This window comes from Actinoallomurus purpureus (assembly GCF_024055795.1).
GTDB lineage: Bacteria > Actinomycetota > Actinomycetes > Streptosporangiales > Streptosporangiaceae > Actinoallomurus > Actinoallomurus purpureus.
Window position 1 is genome coordinate 141,585 of the sequence record NZ_JAMXMY010000009.1, and the last position, 19,089, is coordinate 160,673.

15 protein-coding genes and 1 pseudogene are annotated in these 19,089 nt (G+C 67.4%); 8 read left to right on the top strand and 8 right to left on the bottom strand.

The window, feature by feature from the left end; genetic code table 11:
- Positions 1-17 precede the first annotated feature (17 nt).
- Positions 18-872: an SAM-dependent methyltransferase gene (locus tag NE236_RS18430; protein ID WP_252843252.1), complete on the top strand. Its 855-nt coding sequence runs from the start codon at positions 18-20 to the stop codon at positions 870-872.
- 126 nt (positions 873-998) lie between these two features.
- Positions 999-1,268 (top strand): LLM class flavin-dependent oxidoreductase, encoded by a 270-nt coding sequence (locus NE236_RS18435; RefSeq protein WP_252843395.1) that lies wholly within the window; start codon positions 999-1,001, stop codon positions 1,266-1,268.
- Positions 1,269-1,438: 170 nt separating this feature from the next.
- Here NE236_RS18435 and NE236_RS18440 read toward each other — a convergent pair whose 3' ends face one another.
- Together NE236_RS18440 and NE236_RS18445 are read right to left on the bottom strand one after the other, a co-directional pair.
- The gene (locus NE236_RS18440; RefSeq protein ID WP_252843253.1) at positions 1,439-2,320 is read right to left on the bottom strand and encodes an SDR family oxidoreductase; all 882 of its coding nucleotides are present in this window, start codon (positions 2,318-2,320) and stop codon (positions 1,439-1,441) included.
- 30 nt (positions 2,321-2,350) lie between these two features.
- Positions 2,351-2,980, bottom strand: a complete 630-nt coding sequence (locus NE236_RS18445) for an LUD domain-containing protein (RefSeq protein WP_252843254.1) — start codon at positions 2,978-2,980, stop codon at positions 2,351-2,353.
- A 61-nt stretch (positions 2,981-3,041) separates the two neighbouring features.
- Between NE236_RS18445 and NE236_RS18450 the strand changes: the two genes are divergently transcribed.
- The 5 genes and pseudogenes from NE236_RS18450 to NE236_RS18465 all read left to right on the top strand — a co-directional run bounded on the left by NE236_RS18450 (position 3,042) and on the right by NE236_RS18465 (position 7,198).
- The gene (locus tag NE236_RS18450) at positions 3,042-3,659 is read left to right on the top strand and encodes a TetR/AcrR family transcriptional regulator (RefSeq protein WP_252843255.1); all 618 of its coding nucleotides are present in this window, start codon (positions 3,042-3,044) and stop codon (positions 3,657-3,659) included.
- A pseudogene (locus NE236_RS45085) lies at positions 3,656-4,558 on the top strand (MFS transporter); the annotation flags it as partial. The gene NE236_RS18450 and the pseudogene NE236_RS45085, both read left to right, overlap by 4 nt.
- An 88-nt stretch (positions 4,559-4,646) precedes the next feature.
- Positions 4,647-4,910 carry a hypothetical protein gene (locus NE236_RS18455; RefSeq protein WP_252843256.1) on the top strand — a complete coding sequence of 88 codons (264 nt, stop codon included), beginning with the start codon at positions 4,647-4,649 and terminating at the stop codon, positions 4,908-4,910.
- 217 nt (positions 4,911-5,127) lie between these two features.
- On the top strand, positions 5,128-5,880 hold the full coding sequence (locus NE236_RS18460; RefSeq protein WP_252843257.1) for a 5,10-methylene tetrahydromethanopterin reductase: 753 nt from the start codon (positions 5,128-5,130) through the stop codon (positions 5,878-5,880).
- 856 nt (positions 5,881-6,736) lie between these two features.
- Positions 6,737-7,198, top strand: coding sequence for a DUF4189 domain-containing protein (locus NE236_RS18465; RefSeq protein ID WP_252843258.1), 462 nt, complete (start codon positions 6,737-6,739; stop codon positions 7,196-7,198).
- A 73-nt stretch (positions 7,199-7,271) separates the two neighbouring features.
- On the opposite strand, the gene NE236_RS18470 is transcribed toward NE236_RS18465, so the two are convergent.
- The 4 genes from NE236_RS18470 to NE236_RS18485 all read right to left on the bottom strand — a co-directional run bounded on the left by NE236_RS18470 (position 7,272) and on the right by NE236_RS18485 (position 16,487).
- Positions 7,272-7,466: a hypothetical protein gene (locus tag NE236_RS18470; protein ID WP_252843259.1), complete on the bottom strand. Its 195-nt coding sequence runs from the start codon at positions 7,464-7,466 to the stop codon at positions 7,272-7,274.
- 194 nt (positions 7,467-7,660) lie between these two features.
- Entirely contained in the window at positions 7,661-8,860 is a 1,200-nt protein-coding gene (locus tag NE236_RS18475) for a hypothetical protein (RefSeq protein WP_252843260.1), read from the bottom strand.
- A gap of 169 nt (positions 8,861-9,029) precedes the next feature.
- On the bottom strand, positions 9,030-12,983 hold the full coding sequence (locus tag NE236_RS18480; RefSeq protein WP_252843261.1) for a hypothetical protein: 3,954 nt from the start codon (positions 12,981-12,983) through the stop codon (positions 9,030-9,032).
- A 24-nt stretch (positions 12,984-13,007) separates the two neighbouring features.
- The gene (locus NE236_RS18485; protein ID WP_252843262.1) at positions 13,008-16,487 is read right to left on the bottom strand and encodes a hypothetical protein; all 3,480 of its coding nucleotides are present in this window, start codon (positions 16,485-16,487) and stop codon (positions 13,008-13,010) included.
- Positions 16,488-16,797: 310 nt separating this feature from the next.
- Between NE236_RS18485 and NE236_RS18490 the strand changes: the two genes are divergently transcribed.
- The gene (locus tag NE236_RS18490; protein ID WP_252843263.1) at positions 16,798-17,121 is read left to right on the top strand and encodes a hypothetical protein; all 324 of its coding nucleotides are present in this window, start codon (positions 16,798-16,800) and stop codon (positions 17,119-17,121) included.
- 133 nt (positions 17,122-17,254) lie between these two features.
- On the opposite strand, the gene NE236_RS18495 is transcribed toward NE236_RS18490, so the two are convergent.
- Together NE236_RS18495 and NE236_RS18500 are read right to left on the bottom strand one after the other, a co-directional pair.
- On the bottom strand, positions 17,255-17,686 hold the full coding sequence (locus NE236_RS18495) for a GlcG/HbpS family heme-binding protein (RefSeq protein WP_252843264.1): 432 nt from the start codon (positions 17,684-17,686) through the stop codon (positions 17,255-17,257).
- A 44-nt stretch (positions 17,687-17,730) separates the two neighbouring features.
- Complete coding sequence (locus tag NE236_RS18500) at positions 17,731-18,948, bottom strand: MFS transporter (RefSeq protein ID WP_252843265.1); 1,218 nt, start codon at positions 18,946-18,948, stop codon at positions 17,731-17,733.
- Positions 18,949-19,089 lie beyond the last annotated feature (141 nt).

Sequence of the window (19,089 nt, forward strand, 5' to 3'; positions counted from 1 at the left end):
ACAAGGACGGTGCACCAGTGAACGAAGAACATGCGGTAGCCCGGACAGCGCTGATCACCGCCGCCGCACGCGCCGTCGAGTCCAACCGGCCCGACCCGCTCTTCACCGACGACCTCGCCGCCGCACTCGCCGGTCCCGAAGGTTTCACGCTCCTGGAACGCTACGAACACTCCCTCGGCCGCCGCGACACCTACCTGCCCGCCCGCACCCGCCATTTCGACGACCTGATCACCCACACCGTCCACGCCGAGAACATCGGCCAGGTGGCCTTGCTCGGCGCCGGCCTTGACACCCGCGCATACCGACTCGACTGGCCCCAGGGCGTCGTCGTCTTCGAAATCGACCGAGGCGAACTCCTCGAGGACAAGAACACCACCCTCACCGGTCTTGACGCACACCCGCGGTGTGACCGCAGAACCGTCCCCGCCGACCTGACCGGCGACTGGACCGGCCAGCTCCGCGCCTGTGGCTACCAACCCACCGCACCCTGCCTCTGGATCGCCGAAGGACTCCTCGTCTACCTCGACCCCAGAGCAGCCGAACACCTGCTCGCCACTCTCTCCCACATCAGCGCCCCCGGCAGCCGCCTCGCCGCCGACCTGGTCAGCAAAGCCATGGTGACCAGCATGACCCAGGTCGCAGACGCCGTCACCGAGACCGCCCAAGCCCAGTGGCGCTTTGGCGTGGACGAACCCGAACCGCTATTCGCCCGCTGCGGCTGGACAATCGAGCAACTGACAGCCCCCCACGGCTGGGAAGCCCAGGACGGCACCCCACCACCCGCCGTCTTCGCCACAGCCCGAAGCGCCGTAGGACGAACGCACATTCCGCCAACACGCGCACCGCTATCCGAGGCCCAAAGCCCCCGTTGACCCTCTCACCGGCACCTGCTGTCGGCGTACTCCTTGGCGTGCAGAGCTGGGTACGGATCTACGTGCAAAGCTGTTGAGCCGTCATGCTGGGCGAGTTCGATTCGATCCTTGTGCCTTGGGGGTTTGATGCGTGCAGGCGTCGTGGTCACCGCGCACCCCGGCGTGGAGGACCTCGCCGTGCGGGCCGAGGAGTTGGGCTTGCACAGCTTCTGGGTCAACGACACCCCGATGGTCCACGGCGACCCCTTCGTCGCCCTGGGACTGTGTGCGAAGGCCACCAGCCGCATCAGGCTCGGCATCGGCGTGACCTCACCGGCGCTGCGCTCGGCCCCGGCCGCCGCCAGCGGGCTCGCCAGCCTCAAAGTTGTTCAACTCGGCTGTTCGCAGGGTGCGTGAGGCCACGTACTTTGGGCCCGCAGGGCGGACCATCCGCAGTCCGGGCTGGTCGATCGCCTCCACATAAGCCGTGCCGGTTTCCTCACCCATCCCCCTGCGCTGCGGAGGTGCGCCCGGCGCGGCGGCGCCGATGTTCTGGCGCACCTCCGCGGGCTGTCGGCGATCGATGGTCAGGCGGGTGCGTTGAGGATGTTGTTGGTGAAGTGGCGGCCCCAGTGCGGGCGGCTGCCGTCGAGGTCGTACACGTCGTATTCCTCGGCGAGATCCCAGGATGTCAATACCTGTCCGCTCTTGCGTTCGACGTGGGGGTCGGTGGCCAGGGCGGTGATGACGCGGCCGATATAGCGAGGGGTTTCCGAGGCCAGGAAGTGCGGGTCGCGCTCGCCGGCGTCGCGCCAGTTGGCCTCGGAGACGCCGAACCCGTCGAGCATGGCTTCCGAGCGCAGGAATCCGGGGGTGACGGCGAGGGCGGTGATGCCGTGCGGGCGCAGTTCCTCGGCCTGGGCCAGTGCCAGGCGATTGACGGCGGTCTTGACCAGGTCGTAGGCCAGGTTCCCGCGGTAGTGGGCGCCGTCGCCGTCGGTCACCTCGACGATGAGGCCGCCGGGGTGTTCCAGCATGAGTGGTACCGCATGCTGGCTGGTGATCAGGTGCGTGAGTACGGCGCGTTCCCACAACGTCTGGACCTTGGCCAAGTCAAGCTGCCAGAACGGGGTTCCCCACTCGGTGAGCGGGTCCCCGCCCCACACATCGTTGACCAGCACGTTCAGGCGACCGTGATCGGCGCGAACCCGCTCGATGACGGCGGCGACGTCCTCGGGGCGGGTGTGGTCGCAGCGGATGGCGATGCCGGTGCCGCCGGCGTCGGTGACCAGCTCGGCGGTGTCCTCGATCGTCTCTACGCGGTTTAGGTCGGATCGGGCGGTGCGGGTGGAGCGGCCGGTGACGTAGACGGTGGCGCCGGCGGTGCCGAGTTCGACGGCGATGCCGCGCCCGGCGCCGCGGGTGGCGCCGGCGACGAGGGCGATCTGTCCGATGAGCGGTGGCGTCATTGGTGGTGTCTCCTTCGCAGATCAGGTGGGTCAGAAGCCGAGCGGCTCGTCGACGAGCACCACGCGGATGCGCCCTTCTTCGATGTCGCCGTGCAGCGTCAAGACCTTGTGGACGGTGCTGCCCATGCCGTAGGCCGAGCGGGCGCGGGCGTCCTCCAGCGGCAGGCTGTACTCGTGGACGCGCCGCATGGCGGTGTCGAGGTCAGGGACGATTTTCTGGGCGCCAATGATGAACAGCACGTTCTGGGCGCCGTAGGCCATTGAGGCCAGCTGGCTGCCGCTTGCGGAGGCGATGACAAGATCTCCGTCGTGGGTCAGCGCGTGGACGCTGCCGACCACCCACTGCGGGGCGGCGCCGAGGCGGCGCATCTCGCTCATCTGGGTCGTGGGGTCCATCGCCATCAGCTGTGGTCGGGTCGCGGTGTAGCGGCTGGATCTTTCGATCTCCTGGGACAGGCCGATCGCGTCGGCGGTCACCGAAGACGCGGTGAACACCTCAGCGCCGTCGGGCAGCAGGTCCAGCGCCGCCTGCCGTGCCGCGGCCGCATCGGGCACGCGGCGGACGTGGTAACCGCGGGCTTGCAGCCCTGCGGCCGCAGCCGCGACGGCAGCCTCGTCCGCAGGGGCCGCATAGGCGGTGTTGGGAGTCGCGGTCGTCATAGTCATCTCCTCTATCGGGGTCAGGCGACATAGTAAACGATTATTCGTTTAGTATGTTCCCATGACGATTGGACGGCCGCGAACGGTGAGCGACGAGCAGGTCCTCGCAGGCGCCGCGCGCGTGATCGCGCGTGTGGGTCCCGCACGGTTGACGCTGGCTGAGGTGGGCCGTGAGGTCGGATTGTCGGCGGCTACCGTGGTGCAGCGCTTCGGGTCCAAACGCGGAGTCCTGCTGGCGGTGGCCCGTCACGGGGCCGATACCTTGCCCCGCCAGGTGGCCGCGGCTCAAGACGCGAGTGCTCCCGCCGTGGCTCTGATCGATGTGCTCGCCGGCATCGCCGGTACCATGCGCAGCTCGGAGGAGTTCGCCAACCACCTGGCGTTCCTGCTGCTGGACCTCGCTGATCCGCAGTTCCAGCGGATCAGCCGCGACTACACCGCCGCTGTGGAGCGCGCCATCGGAGACGTCCTGACTGCCAGCCAAGCCGCCGGTGAGCTCATCTCAGGTGATCTCAGCCGACTACCGCGGGCGATTCACGCCGCCTACAACGGGGCGCTCGTCACCTGGGGCCTGGCCGGCAGTGGCAGCCCAGCCGAGCACGTCCGCGACCAGCTGACCCTGCTTCTCGGCCCACACCTCGAACCCACACGCCCAGCCCAGCGACCGCCGGCGCGATGACGACCACCACTCCCGGCGCCAGCCCGCAGCCGGAGGCGGCCGGCCGGCGACAACACCGCACCGCCACATCGACTCGGCCCCTGCACGTGCTGCGGGCGGCCAGCGTGTTGGGCGGGTTCGCGCAGTCCCTCGCTGGCACAGCCGGGTCGCTACTCGCCGGCGAGATCACCGGCTCCGACGCTGTGACCGGTCTGCCGTCGGCGCTGCTAGTGACTGGCTCCGCCCTCGCGGCCCTGCTTCTTTCAGGATTGGCGCGCCGCCGCGGTCGCCGCGCCGCGCTGAGCACCGGCGCGGCCCTGGCGGTCGCCGGATGCCTCGTGGTGACCGTCGCCGCCGTGTCCGCGAGCCTGCCACTGGTCCTGGCGGGCAGCCTGCTGCTCGGCGCGGGCAACACCGCGGTGATGCTGGGCCGGTACGCCGCCGCAGACCTCGCCTCCCCGACCCGACGCGGCCGGGCCATGGCGTCCGTACTGGCCGCGACCACTATTGGGGCGGTCGCCGGACCGAACCTGCTCGCGCCAGCAAGCAGCCTGGCCACCTGGTTCGGGCTCCCCCCGCTGGGCGGACCGTACCTGATCGCGGCGATTGGCTTCGCGGCGGCGACAGGCACACTCGCGATTGGGTTGCCCACCCCGGACTCCGCCGTCGGGGACGCGCCTGCCCCTGGCGTCGCCCCTGCTGTTCCCGTCGTGCTCAGCCGCCACCGCGTTGTGGGGCTGGCCGTCCTCGCGCTGGCCAACCTCGTGATGGTCGCAGTCATGACAATGGCACCGGTCCAGCTGCACCACCTCGGTAGCGGTCTCGGCGCCATCGGACTCGTCGTCAGCCTGCACGTTGCCGGCATGTTCGCGCCCTCGCCGCTCAGCGGACGGCTCACAGACCGCGCCGGCGGCCAGCGTGCGGCCTATCTGCGCCGCAACGGTTCTCGTCACCGGCGCCGGGCTAGCCGCAGCCGCCGCGGGCTCCCCACCTATCCTCGCCGCGGCGATGCTGCTGCTGGGGGTGGGATGGAACCTCGCCCTGATCGCCGGCAGCGCCCTGCTCACCAACGGCGTCCCCACCCGGCAGCGTCCACGACTGGAAGGGTACGGCGAGGTCGGCATGGGCATCGCCGCCGCTGGAGGCGGAGTCATCTGCGGACCCGTCATGGACACGGGCGGCTACTCCTCTCTCGCCCTCTCCGGAGCTGCCGTAGCCACCCTCATCCTCCCGATCGCCTGGAACTGGTCGACCCGACGGGCAACCCAATGAGCCACAATCCCAAGCAGCCCCTCCGATAACGAGCCGTCGACCAATCCGGACCACTCAGGCCAACTCGACCCGGACATCCACCGAGATCCAGAAACAACAGGCCAGATTCAACGAGACAACGATCGCCCTCAATCCCACCGAAGTTGGCCACCTACCAGCTCACGACCCCGACCTCCGGCCAACTTCAACGGGAACGGACACCCGGCGCACCCTGGGCATGCGGCCGACCACGGCAGCCACGCTGGAGAACTTCACCGCCGCACTGCAGGACCTGTGCGCCGGACGCTCGACCGAGTACCGCGAAGGTGACCGGGGCCGCGACATCCGGTTCCTGCACGCCGGGGCGCACGTGAACACCGCCGACCCGATCGAGTTCGTCGTGGCCGCGCTGGGCGGACCGAAGGCCGCCGCCGTCGCCGGCCGCCGCGGCACCGGCCGCCGCGGCACCGGCCTCATCTCCTTCGGCCTGCTGGACCCCGCCGCGTGGCAGGCGTTGCACGACGCCCGCCGCATGCCCCGCGACCCCGACTCCCGGGCGAACTCTTATGTGGTCACCGCGCTGCACATACTCGACGAGGACGAGGACCCTCACGGCGACGCGGCCCGGGACGCGACGGGCCACCTTGTCCTGTCGCTGCTGGCCTTCGCCGCCGACACACCCGCCTTCGTCGAGCAACTCGGCCCCGCCGAACGCGAGGCGGTGCGGCGACTCCTCGACCGGCGCGGCACCACCGCCACCGCGCCGGACAGGCACACCAAGCTCTACCCCAACTACCTCGGACGCATCGCACCGCAGGACCGGGACCTGGTCCTGCCTTCGCTAATGAACACCCTGGCCCTTGTCGGCACCCGCGGCGACCTCCTCGCCCGGATCACCACTCTGGAACAGGCCGGCATTGACGAACTCCTCATCCAGCCGGTGATCAACCCACCCACCGAAATGGCCCAGCTCGCGAAACTCCTCACCTGACTGGACCCGCCGGCCGCGCGCACGCGTGGAGACACGCGAATCCCTGCCGGTGAATGTGGACGAGACGGAAGGCCATGGAGGTCTTTGCTGATCAACTCTGCACGTTTACCTGTACATGGCTCTGCACAGGAAGCCGTACGCCGACACCTGCGCGCGTCATTGGCTTCGAGACCGGCGCATGTCTGGGCGACGGCCAACCGGCCTGGCTGAAGTGGCCGTCGGGTTGAACCCGACCGCGTACCGGGTCGTTTCATGGCGGCCGAGCACGCAGCGAGCACACGCGCCCGTCCTGCCCACGGCGGCGGAGGGCCGAACGCCGGCGATGCGCTCGAGGTAGTCGGAGCCAGGGGAGGGGCAGTCCCGGTACCGCGCCGCCGGCACCGACATCGTCATCGTCGCCGAAAATCTTGGCCACTCGCTTGAGCCCGCCCGCCGCTAAAGCCTTTTCACCAGCGAAGACCGGCGACGCGCGATCGAGCACCTCACGATCGATGAATAGAAGCCGCTGCGCCGACCCGCAGCGCGCAATCCGAGAGGAGAAGAAATGACGAAGAAGGCTCCGAAGGGCGGATGGCAACCGCCGGGGCGGCCCGGAGCCGATTTGCCGGAAATGACGTCTTAGTCCTGCTTTGTAGTGATGGGATAACCGCTACGATCTTCCGGACATTGACGGATCTGGGAGTGGGTCACTGTGCAACCCCCGCAACCGCCGTACGGCGGCCGGCCGCCAGCGTACGGGCCTCCGCCCGGCCCGCCCGGACCACCGATGCCGCCCGGGCCCCCGGGATGGGGGCCGCCCGGCCCGCGGCGGCCGAACAACAACGCGGCGGTCGTTATCGTCATTGTCGCGGTCTTCGTGCTGCTGATCGGTGGCGGCGCCGTCCTGTGGTGGGGGTTCGACGTCGGCGCCTCGTGGGGCAAGCGGGCTGCTGCGGCGCCCACGGTGCCGGACATGCCGACGCCGCCCAGCTATAGCCCGCCGTCGGTGCCCAGCTTCACGCCGTACTCTCCGCCCGACACGTACTCACCGCCGCCGCAGCACTACGGAGCCATTGCCGTGGCGCACGATGGCAGCGTCGGCAAATCCTGGGACTTCAGCACCGCGGCCGCCGCTGAACGGCGGGCATTGAATGAGTGCCCGCGCTCCAACTGCAAGGTCCTCGTGGGTTTCGTCAACGGCTGTGGCGCCATCGCATACAACTCCCGCACCAACAGGTACTGGGGCGGTCGTGGCGACACACGTATCGAAGCCGAGAAGGACGCCATATCCAACGCAGGCGGCGGCCGCTGGATCACCTGGGTGTGCACCACACGGTAGGGAGTTGCTGCGCAACGGCCGAATGAGTGCCATCGCTAAATTCGCCGCCGTCGCGACGATGCTGGTGATCCTCTCAGGAGGTGCCCGCGTAGCGGCCGAACGCCTGGAGGAGTTGGGCCTTGCTCAGATGGCTGTCCACTGAGGGATCGCTGTCGCTGAGCAAGACGCTGCCAGGGCAGCTGGGGTCCTCCCCGGTCAGCGTTACCTGGGAGAGCTTCCGATGGGTACGGAGTTCACGCAACGTCGCCCGCCAGATGGTCTTGTCCATGGGCTCGATCAGCGGCGGGGCCGAAGGAAGCTGCGGTGCCGTCGGCCGGGAACGGGTACGGATGGTGATCGCCGCAGCCGGCCTTTCGGCTGTGGCTCAACCATCCGCACAACGTAGCCGGGACATGACGCGCCTGCCATCGGTCCGGTCGGCGACCCGCCCAGTCATCCGCGGGCCATGCATTGTTGCGTCGACTACCGGAAGGGGGTGTGGGCCCGGCCTCTCAGCAGGAGGCCGCCGTGGGCGGTGGACGGGCCCCAGATGGCGCCTCCGGCGTAGCTGACGTCGTAGCCGAGGAGGCCGCCGAGCAGGCCGCCGCAGGTGGCTTTGCCTGCGGCATCGGTGACCATGTCGCAGGCCGTGCGGCCGCCGGCGCTGAACTTCACGGCTCGGCCCGCGATCGGCTTCCCGGTCGCGGTGTCGGTGAGGGTCGCCGTCGCGGAACCGAGCGAGATGCCTCCGGCCCGCATCGTTGTGGCGTACGGCGTCGGCGGGCTCATCCTGAGGGAGGCCGCGACCTTGACCACCCCGGAGGGACTTTTGCTCGCGTCCGCCGACCAGAGATGCTCGACCGCCGAGTCGGCGTTTCCCTGCGCGTTGAGGCAGTCAGAGCGCGGGGCACTGATGTCTCGGGTGTTGTCGGTGACGTATCCGCCGAGCGGGGCGAAGATCGCGTCCGGCCAGCACAGGTACTTCACGGAATCGGGCACCGCTTGGGGATCGTCGGAACCCGACAGCGCTACGGCCAGGCTGGGGGGCCCGCTGTTGACGTGATCGTCGACGACGACGGTGTCGCCCGCCGCCGTGCTGGTCTGCTCCACGCCGATGGTCGGGTCGAACGGCCCGTAGGGCACGCCCGCCGTCCGGGGTTGGATGACGGGTCCGTCATCGGCGCCGATCTCGGTGTCCCACAGATACTGGATCTGGTACTGGTGCCGAGGCGTGCTGAAATCACTGATCGTCGTGGTGACGGTGACGCGCGAGTTCGCCGCGGTATCGCCGGTGACCGAGACGGCCTGAGCCAGGGAGAAAGGTCCGGGTTGCCAGTGGGTCGTCGTGGTGGTCCCCGTGGTCTGCTGGAATGACACCCGATCGTCGAGCGAAACCTCGTTCGAATGGGTGAGCATCCGGCCCTGTACATAATCCACGCCCGCAGTCACATCGCGGACGATCATGTAGCTCGTCCCGGGCGCTCCCTGGCCGAACAGCACGTCGCGGCCCGCGCCCGAAGGATTGTTCGCGCCGGTCATGACCGTGAACTGGCCTACCCCGGCACTGCTTCTCGCCGAGGTTTCATAGACCTGGAAGATACCGTTCCCGAACCCTCCGGCCGGGAGGGTGGACCCGGCACGTCGCGCCAGCGCCTTCGACGTGCGCAGAACGCGTGACTTCACCTGCGCAGCCCGCTGTGGCTCGGCCGCCGTCGCAGAATGCCGTCCGCCCGGACGGGTGTCGGCATCGGCCGTGGAATGTGCGGCGACCGCGCCGGAGCAGCCGAGGGTGGCCGCGACCGCAAGGCGCGAAAACCAGAGGCTTCGTCTCATCGATTTGGTTCCTTCGCTGTCAGATCTCAATGGCGTCTACGTAGACGAGCCGGGTGCCCTGGTCGGACAGCCGTTCACGCTCCTCGACCACCAGTCGCATCTGCCGGCTGCCGCGGCCCGCGGGCAGCCTGATGTCGCTGCCCCACTGGCCGCCGGAGGGCGCGAGCTCGACCTCTGAGTCCGTTCTCCAGCCCACGGCCCCGACCGGCTTCGGGTCGGCCACCTGAACCAGGACCTTCAGCTGCGATTTCTTGTCCGTGGCCGCCGTGTAGGTCGTGCCCGCGACGCCGACATGAACGAGAGTCGCGTCAGAGGCGTTGAAGACCATCGACAAGGTGCGGTCCGGATTGAGCTGGGCGAACTGGGCCAGCACGATCGGTGATATCTCGAGGCCGCTCAAGGAGTTCGGCTGGAAACGCGCCAGCGCGAGCCGAACAAACGGATTGTAGGAATTATCCTGCGCCATCGTTATGTCGCAGTACCACATCTGCCGATCCTTGTCGTAGGCAATCGCGTGCGGAGCCACGGCGACCGTCTCGGTGAGCTCCTTGAGAAGGTCCGACTCGGCCAGGCGATATCCCGGCTTCGGACCACGCGCCAGCGGAAATTCACTTATGCCGGGGGCGACCGTTGTCGGCGCGGAGGCGAATATCGGGTCCTGCCCGCGCAAGGTGACGTACTGTCGGAGGTTCGCTGGCAGATCGCCCTTCCCCTCGAACAGGACAACGCCCAGAATCTCGCCGTCGCCCGACGAATACCACGGGCGGCGGAGATATACGCGCAATCCGCTTCCGCGCCGGATGCTGGAGATCTTCGTGTTGTCGGCCGTCTTCTCCCAGCCGAAGGTGGGAACGATATAGGCGATGTCGGGAACCGACGGCCGTGCCGAGGATCGGACGTTCACCACGATCGGCTGCTGTGCCTCGGTGTTCGTCCTGGTCACCGAGCCCTCGACGAATTCGACCGCTACGGTGGCACCATCGGCGATGGCCGATCCCTGGCCCGACCGGGCCAACGTTCCGGCCGCGTGGTTCACGACGTAGTCCCCCACCACCTCGCTCGACGAGCTGAAGTCCTGCTTGAAGACCTTGTTGGTGAGGAGGTCGGTGACGGTGAGGGTTCCGACCGCGATGCCGCCCTTGGCCAGCGTGACCGGTGTGGTCCCCGACAGTTCGACCTCGGTCTTGCTCACGAAGAACTCCACGTAGCGCGACGAGCCGGTCGCGCCGAAGGTGACCTGGCGGTGGACGGTGTCGTGAAACTCGTGGAGGTCGTTGAGGGGGAGCCGGTCACCTTCGGGATCATCCGCCGCCGCCACGAGCTTCACGACGTGCGCGCTGCCCTTGCGCAGGGTCGGCTCGGGGCTGCCGGGGTCGTCGAGCGACTCGGTCCACGTCGCCTCGATGTCCACGTGGTGCGTGCTCGCCCGGTGGAACTTCAGCACGTCGATGATCCGTGCCGTGGTGTCGCCCGGCTGACGTACCGCTACCGGCTTGACGTAGGTGGGCGGTGCGATGGGCTGGATGACGGCGTGGGAGAGCCGCAGCGTCTTCGGCGGGGTCAGTTGCCAGAGCTGCCCCTGGGCGGCGAGTTTACGGAGGTCCTGAACGGTCAGTCCGCCGCTGGGAGTCCGCCCGCTCTGAACGAACCAGTTCCAGACTCCCAGCAGGTCCACGTCGGCGTCGTTCATCCGGCTGGAGTAGGCCACGTCGACGGTCTCGCCGGCAGGGAGCCGAACCGTCAAGACGCGGGACACACGATCGTAATTCGGTTTTCCCGTGCCGTTGATCAGGCGGATCCGGAAGGCATTGGGCCCTCCCAGCGGGAGAAGATTCGCGAAGTCAACGGAGAAGATCTCGTCGGCGTCCATCCCGGGGAGCCCGCGAAAGGCGACGCCGCGGGCGAGCACATCGGTGATGTAGGGGACCGCGAGCACCGGGTCGGAGTGGTAGTGGGTATCGCCCCAGCCGTCCGGATCAGCGGTGCCGCCGGAGTTCAGCGATCTCCTGTCGCGTTCGGCGATATCAGAGTAGGCGGAGACGTCCATCCCGCCCGGATTGAGGGGCGAAGCCGGCACGTCGTACAGGCCGTGGTGCTCCGCCATCAGCTGGCTCATCCTCGGCTGGACGACGTGGCGCTGGCAGTCCCCCTTGGCCGGAGCGTCGTAGTTCCCTCTGATCACCATGAGCAGTGCCGACTCTCCTGTGGTCCGCGGAGCGGTCGGCAGGAGCACGGGCGCGGTGACCGCCTCGAACCTCAGGTACTTGACCATGGGGGAGCCGGCATCCGTGGCCGGGTCCTCCGGCCCTCGGCTGTTGCCGGTGATGTCCACTGTGCGCGCTCGGAACCGGTAGCTCCGGCCATAACGCAGCTTGGGCAGTCCGGTCGCGTGGAAGGAGGTCTTGAGCTTCACCGGACCGGTGGCGTCACTGTCGGGGCCGACCGTCGTCTGTCTCCCGTTGATCGTCTCCTGCGTGCTTCCCGGACGGTTGGTCACCAGGCTGTAGCCGCTCCAGTTGAACATCGACTCGTGCAGGTAGATCGTCGGATCATCGACCCGCTGGGTGTGCGCGAGGTGGACGACGCCCTCGTCCTCGGCGGTGATCGCCATTCCGTTGACGTCGTAGGTTCCCTTGCGGCGGCACAGGCTGTACCAGAGTTTGGACGTGTCGTCCCAGACGTCGACCCGGACCCCGTAGGTGAGGTCCTCGGCGGAGAAGGGGTCCGTGGCGAGCCTGGTGAGGTTCGCGGCCCTCGTCGTGGTCTTCGTCAGCGTCTGGTGGAGCTGCTTGGCACGGCCGAACTGAACGATGGAGAAGCCGCTGCTGCGCAGGGCCGGCACGGGTGCGGGCGCCCCGCCGGGATCGCCGCTGTCATGCGGGCGGGCGGCGGTCGCCGGCTTGTGCGATTTTCTGAGCCCGAATATCGGGGCCGTGTTGCGGGTGTTGAGGGTCGTGCTGAACGTCGTCAGCAGGGCGGCGGCCGCATCGGCCTCGACCTCGATGACGCCGTATTGATCCGTGTTGAGCGCGAGGAAGCCGTCCTTCGTCGTCGTGCCCGCGGGCTTCGCCGCGAACGCGGTCTTGGTCAGCGTCGCGGCCACCACGGGGTAGATCGGGTCGTAGGACGCGGCCCCAGGCCAGGCGACCTCCAGGGTGAGGTTGACCGGGTCGCTGGGAATGGGAACTCCGATAGCGGCCGGGTCCACGGTGAGATCGACGATCAGGCCGAGCGAGCGCTGCAGCATCGGATACTGCGCAAAAGAGCTCAACGCCGTGTGAAAGTCCAGATCGCCGGGATTCTGGATGATGTTCATGTGGGCGGCAAGGGAGTGGGTCTTCGGTGCGGGATTGGTGTTGTCTTTTCTGTTGTGAAACAACTCCGCGAGGAGAAAATTGATCTCCGCCGCGGAGAACCCCGGCAGTGAGCCTCCCAAGAAAAAGCCCTTGGCCAGTTCAGTGTTGATCGCTTCGATGGCTTTCAGTCGCCGTTGGGGGGACATGTAAATGTCGGTGACGGGTTCGCCCTCCGTGAGGTGCTTTCGGGCAGTTCCGCCCCCCTCGTTTGGAAAGTAGTCGTTGACGGTCGCAGGCGCGGTCGGATTGAACGCCATCGTCAGGGTGTGCTCGGAATAGGCCATGGACCGGGCCGCGACGCTCGGCCAGGAACGAATGGGCGGAACGCCCGCGGCGGCCAGCGGAGCGGGCCGTGCCGCGACCGGTGTGTCCTTGGTGAAGAGCCGCTGCCACAGATCCAGCCGAGGGGCCGGGCCGGCGATGGTGGCGGGCACCTTATTGCCGCCCTGAAAGGTCACCGAGTACGCCGGCTTGACCTGGGGCCACGTCAGCCAGTCGGTAAAACCGCTCAGCGTCGTGGCACCCGACAGGCGGGGGGCGACGAGAACGGATATCCGCAGCATTCCGTTGGCATAGCCGTTCGGCACGGGCGTCCACACGATTTGCGACGCGGCCATATCAAAACTCCTCGCGGTTCAGCGTCAGCCGGCGAATGAGGCACAGTAGAGAGCCCAGTCGTCCCTACTCATCAGATCGCCGAAGGTATGGCTCCGATCCGAGAGGGCGCGGGCCGACGCGTGCGTGGCGACGGTGTCCGGCGAGCTGCCGCCGCCGAAGACCTTGGTGAATTCGATTCCCACGCTCACGTGCCAGAACGTGATGTCGATGGAGACGGTCAGGTGCGCGTGGAACCAGACGGATCCGACTCCGGCCACGTTGACGTATTCGATGTCGGCGTAGAGCTCCGCGGTGATGTTGATCAGACCGAGGACGCTCAGGCGGCCGGTGGCCCGCAGGTAACCGCCCAGGTGAACCTCGGAGTAGGTCCCTACCAGAGGCGCATCCCTGTCCTTGACCTGCATGCTGAAGAAGACACCGAGCTCGATGAGGAGCCGGCCGGCGGCGACGACGAGGTCGAGGGCCACATTGCCGATGACCTCGATCGATGCTTCGAGCTTCTCCAGCCTCCTCGTACTGGCCTCCAGGAGGAAGTGCCCGCCGCCGCCGAGACCGTAGACGCTGACCTTGAATTTGTCGGAGGGGGCCCCGAAGCCGAGCGACGCCCGCAACGGGCCGCCTTTCCCCGTCGCACTGCCCGTTACCGGCCCGCCCAGCGCGAACGGCTGGAAGGGGAGGATCACGCCGACATCAACGTGGATTCCTTCGAGCGTGAAGAGACCCAGTGCGAGATCGGGGAAGTTGAGTGAGACGCCGACCCCGATCTTGGTCATGTCGAAATCGGTTATTTTGAAGCCGAGTCCGAACTTCTTCGTGGCGGCGAGGCGCGAACCGGCACGCGCGGCGACGCGGCGTTCCCCGGCGCGCGCGGCCGAATCCGAGTCTGAGGGGGCCAGGCCGATGAGCTTCATCAGTCCGCTCAGGAAATCCAGCGGCGCGGAGAGCTCGATGGATTTGATGTCCGGATCGCATTTCGCGCCGGGGCCGAGCTGATAGGTGAATACGAACTTGTTGAACGTGACGACGATGGGGGTCAGATCGATCTTGAAGTCCGTCACACTCGCGTCGACCTTGGCGATCGCCTTGTCGACCGTGTCGGCGTCCTTGTTGTCGAAAAGGATCTGATTGGTGACGACCAGCGAGACCTTTGTCAGAACGCCGCTGAACCCCGTTATCACCTTGAAGGGAGGCGGCGGTTTCGCCGTCACCGTCTCCTCGAAGGTCATGGTGATCGTCTGGCCGATCGGCGCATACTGGTAATGTATTTTGCCGTCTTTGTCCTTTGGGAAATCAAAGACCTTATGTATTTTAGGTCCGTGGCTCTTGATGTTGCCTTCATCGAAGAGCAGGCCCAGGGCGATCTCGCCGAACAACCCCGCCTGCGAGACGAGGTCTTTGATGTTGGGCGGGAAGGACTGATCGAACTTTATCTTTCCGCTGTCCTGGACGGTGTCGATCGAGTCTTGCAGCCCGAGGGCCACGCCGGAGACCCTGGAAAGACCGCCGACCATCATATGCGGGGTGGCGACGCCGCCGGCATTGAGGCTGTTTTCGACCGAACGCAAGACCGGCTTGTCGTCGCTCCGGTCCCCCCGGCTCAACCGGTCAAGAGCGGCGACCGAGTCCTGCACCCGTACGAATATCTCCGGGTCGTTTCCAGCGGCGGCCAGCGCCTTGTTGAACCCGAAGTCATGCTCGAGGTATTTCGGATCCGGCATGAGGAGCACCGGGCCGCCGGTGCCGATGACGGCGTCGACGGCCGGGACCTGAGCCTCGCCGGCGAGCAGCCTCGGGTAGAACACCGGCGAGTCCACGTGGGCGTGGTCCTTGCCGTCCGAGGGCTGACCGGGTTGAAGCGGGGGGAGCACGGTGCCCCGTGGTCCTTCGACGCCCCAGTACCAGCGGACCGTCGGGAAGCTCGCCGTCCCCGGCGTCTCCTCCTTCGCGTAGGCCACGGTCTGGCCGCGCAGGTCGATCACCCGGCGGGCGTCCGCCTCCGGCCCGACGATGTCGGCGTAGGTGCCGAACTTGCCGAGCACGCTCTTGAACAGCGGGTCGCCGGTGTTCCGGGCGGGATCCGCCGGCATGAACGCCATCGGCGAGGTGAACTCGATCCGCCGACCGGCCACGTCGGTGGCCACGAGGGCGAAGACCACGTCGGAGTGGCCACCGCCGGGCTTGAGGGCGTTGATGTCCTGGATCCAGAACGCCGGGGACGTCGCGTCGGGCGGCCCGCCCTGAAGCGGGTCGAGCTTCTCCGGCAGATCCGGAAGCGTGGTGTTCTTGATGGTGACGTCGGTGAACGGGAACGCGCGCCCGCCCCAGTTCTGGAACGGCGCCGCATAGGTCTTGACGCGCTCGGTGATCCGGATGAACAGGCGTTGCTTCAGGTAGGCCACCCCGGTGTCCGCATCGACCTGCCGCTTGGTCTCGGAGATCAACTCCGCGCGATGCCCGAACGGGAACAGGAAGCCGTACTCCTCGACGACGACCTTGTTGTCACGGCCCAGCCAGGAATGGTGCTCCCAGCGCTTGAGCTCGAACCCGACCGTCGGGACCCATTGGACGTCGAAGTCCAGCGTGGCGCCCACTGCGCTGAGCGCGAGCAGGTTGGCGTTGACCCGCTTGTACGCGCCGAGCGTCGGATTGCCGGCCAACTGGACGATCTGTGTCGGGGGATCGACGAAATGTGGCGGAAGCAGGTCGCGGTAGACCGAGGCCTCGTCCCCGGCCGGCTGGTCGCGGTACACGGCGCGCAGCTTCGGAACGGCGACGTCGGCCGGCGCCGGGAGGCCGATCGACTCCTGTGGCCTCCCCTTCGGGCCGCGCGGCGACAGCCGTGTGTGCCACAGTTCCGTCCGGTCACCGTGGGTGACGGGCGTGGCGGAATGCGCCCAGGTGGACGTCGGCTCGGGGGACTCCCACCCAGGAGTGAGGTGCAGCCAGTCGACCAGCAACAGGTCGGTGTGCAACGCATCGGGAGGCGATCCGTTGGGCGGTCCGGTGGGAACCTGCATGATCCACTGCCACCACTGCAGCAGGCCTTCCTCGGTGTAGGGGAGGAGCTTGACCGTCTCCGGTACGACGAACACGATCCGGCTGGGGCCGACCCCCTTGCTGCGTACGGTGCCGGCCGCCGGGTGCGGATTGCTCGAGTCCTCCAAGATGGTCTGTTCCATCACGTGCTGGGACTCGAAGCGGACCACGACGTAGGCGAAGATCGAGGAGTCCACGCGGCGCAACTGTGGCGGGTCGGTGTCGAACGTCGGCGCCAGGTTGTAGAAGTCGAAGTCGAGTACGAGCATGTCCTGTGGACGGACCAGGTGCAGGGTCGCCGTCGGCGCGCCGGCCGCCCCGGCCGACAGCGCCCGCGGAACGAGGCGCGGACGCGCGCCTGAACCAAGCCCGACGACCATCATCGCGCCGCCGGCCGACAGCAATACCGTGCGCCTGGAGACAGAACGCCGCAGGGGAGATCGGCCGGAATTCACCTGCTCAGACATCGGCCGCCCGCCTCGCTGAGGACGCATACCAAGAAACCATCGAAAGCGACTCCCCCCGGCCCCGTGAGTCAAAACGATATGTCAGCCGACAGATTGAACCCTTGACTCCGATCCGGACAAGTCTCAGTGGAATTGTTGCCACATCCGGCCAGCGCGGCGGATTCGAGTGATCATCGCAACGGTGACAGATGGTCATGGTGCCAGAGCTGGACTGAAGATCTCGGCAGGGACGCGCCATCCCAGAGTCTTGGGGGCCGGTGGCTGAGGCGTTGGTCACGTCAACGAAGGTGGTGTGTGAGCCGATCTCCCGGTGACCATCGACGTTCACCGCCGTGGCGACCAGTACGTGAAAGTTCAGGGTGCGGTCGCCTTCGCGGACCTTTTTAACTTACTTTGTACAGGTATTCGCCATCAGCCCTCGCTGACGGGCGGTTACGCAGATGCCGGAGCCGGAGTGGAGCGATGGTCGGCAGCAAAACTCCCTGTCCTTTACCTCAGGATTTGGGGTATTCCCCTGCCCCACCCAGTGCGACGGCTGGGCATCGAGTTTGACCACAGACCGGAAGCAACAAACCGGTTGGGTCGCTACGCGACCCAACCGGCCTCACGAAAGATCGCCCGTCAGGCGCGCTGACCGTGATGTCGGTGTACTCACGGTCAGTCGACGTGACATGGACCGAGCTCTGCCCCGGGCCGGACCGGCACTGTAGCCCCGGGCGCCTGTTCGTAGCCGAGAGGGACGCCCGGGGCCGGTCGTGGACCGGTGGTCAGCTCAGGGTGCTGATCGCCGCGGTGGCGAACGCGTGGTCCTGTTCCGGAGCCCCGCCGCCAACGCCTATCGCACCGATGAGCCGACCATCGCGGTGGACGGGCAGGCCACCGGCAATGAACAGCAGCGGCCGGTCGAGGGCGGTGGGCAGGGTGTGGAAGGGGCCGCCGGGCTGGACGGCGTCGACCAGGTCCGCCGTGGGTGCGTCCAGTTGGAGGGCCGTGAACGCCTTGCGGGTGCTGGTCTCGCCGGAGATCAACACAGCCCGGTCGTCACGGCGGAAGGCCAGCATGTGGCCGCCGGCGTCGAGCACGGTGACGCTGATGGCCACCCCGGCCGCCTCGGCGGCTGAGCGAGCGGCGTCGACGAGCGCTTCGGCGTCGGCGGTCGTCAGCGGAGTGATGGCTGCAGCATGGGCGATGGTGCTCACGGTGATTTCTCCTTCGCGGATGAGAGGGATAGGGGTGTGGCTGGTCAGTGGTGGACTGGCGGGGAAGCGGGCCGTCGTTCGACGGCCGTACCTGAGTCGGTGGCCAGGCCGTGGGTGGCGCCACGACGCTCAAGGGCGCCTGAAACGACGGCGAGCACCAGGGCAGAGCCGGTGAGCAGAGCGCCGATCCAGTTGGGTGCGGTGTAGCCGAAGCCGGCTGCGATCACCATGCCGCCCAGCCAGGCCGACAGCGCGTTACCGAGGTTGAAGGCGCCGATGTTGACGGCGGAGGCAAGAGTCGGGGCACCCGCAGCCTGGTCCAGGACACGCTTTTGCAGCGGCGGGACGGTGGCGAATCCGAGTGCACCGATCAGTGCAATGGTGATCGCGGCAGCGATCTTGTGGTGTGCGGTGACCGTGAAGAGCGCCAATACGAGGGCGAGGGCGCCCAGCGTGACGTAGAGCATGGGCATCAGGCGGCGATCGGCGTAGCGGCCGCCGAGCAGGTTGCCGCCGACCATGCCTAGTCCGAACAGGACGAGCAGCCATGTCACGGAGGCGTCCCCGAAGCCGGCGATATGGGTCATCATCGGCGCGATGTAGGTAATGGCGGCGAATACGCCGCCGAAGCCGAGGACGGTCATCGCCATCGCCAGGAGCACCTGGGTGTTGCGGAAGGCGTTCAGTTCGTGGCGCAGATGGACGCCCTGCGGGCGGGGCTGCTCCGGCACGAGCCTGGCGATGCCGGCGAATCCGGCGACGCCGAGTGCGGCGACGATCAGGAACGTGACGCGCCAGCCGTAGTGCTGGCCCACCAGCGTCCCCAGGGGCACGCCCACCACATTGGCAACGGTCAGTCCGGTGAACATCGTCGCGATGGCGCCTGCCTTCTTCTGCGGCGGGACCAGATCGGCCGCGACCACTGAGCCGATGCCGAAGAATGCCCCGTGCGCCAGCGAGGTGACGATACGGCCGGCGAACATCACGCCGAAGGAGGGGGCGAGCGCGGAGGTCAGGTTGCCCACAGTGAAGAGCGCCATCAGAAGCATCAGCATGCGCTTGCGGGTGATGCGGGTGCCCAGAACCGTCATCAGCGGCGCGCCGATGAGGACGCCAAGGGCGTAACCGGTGACCAGCAGGCCTGCGGTCGGGATCGTGACTGAGTAGTCGGTGGCGACCTCGGGCAGCAAGCCCATGATCACAAACTCTGTAGTGCCGATCCCGAAGGCCCCGATGGCCAGGGCCAGGAGTGCGAGGGGCATGGGTGACCTTCCCACGGATGTTGCTTAGACACCTAACACGCGCCAACAATAATTGCACGAGCGTCTAATTGCAAACGCCTGATGTTGCGGGCGTGCTCTATCGTGGATCGTGCGCGGATGCCAACGCTTGTCGCAGCAGGA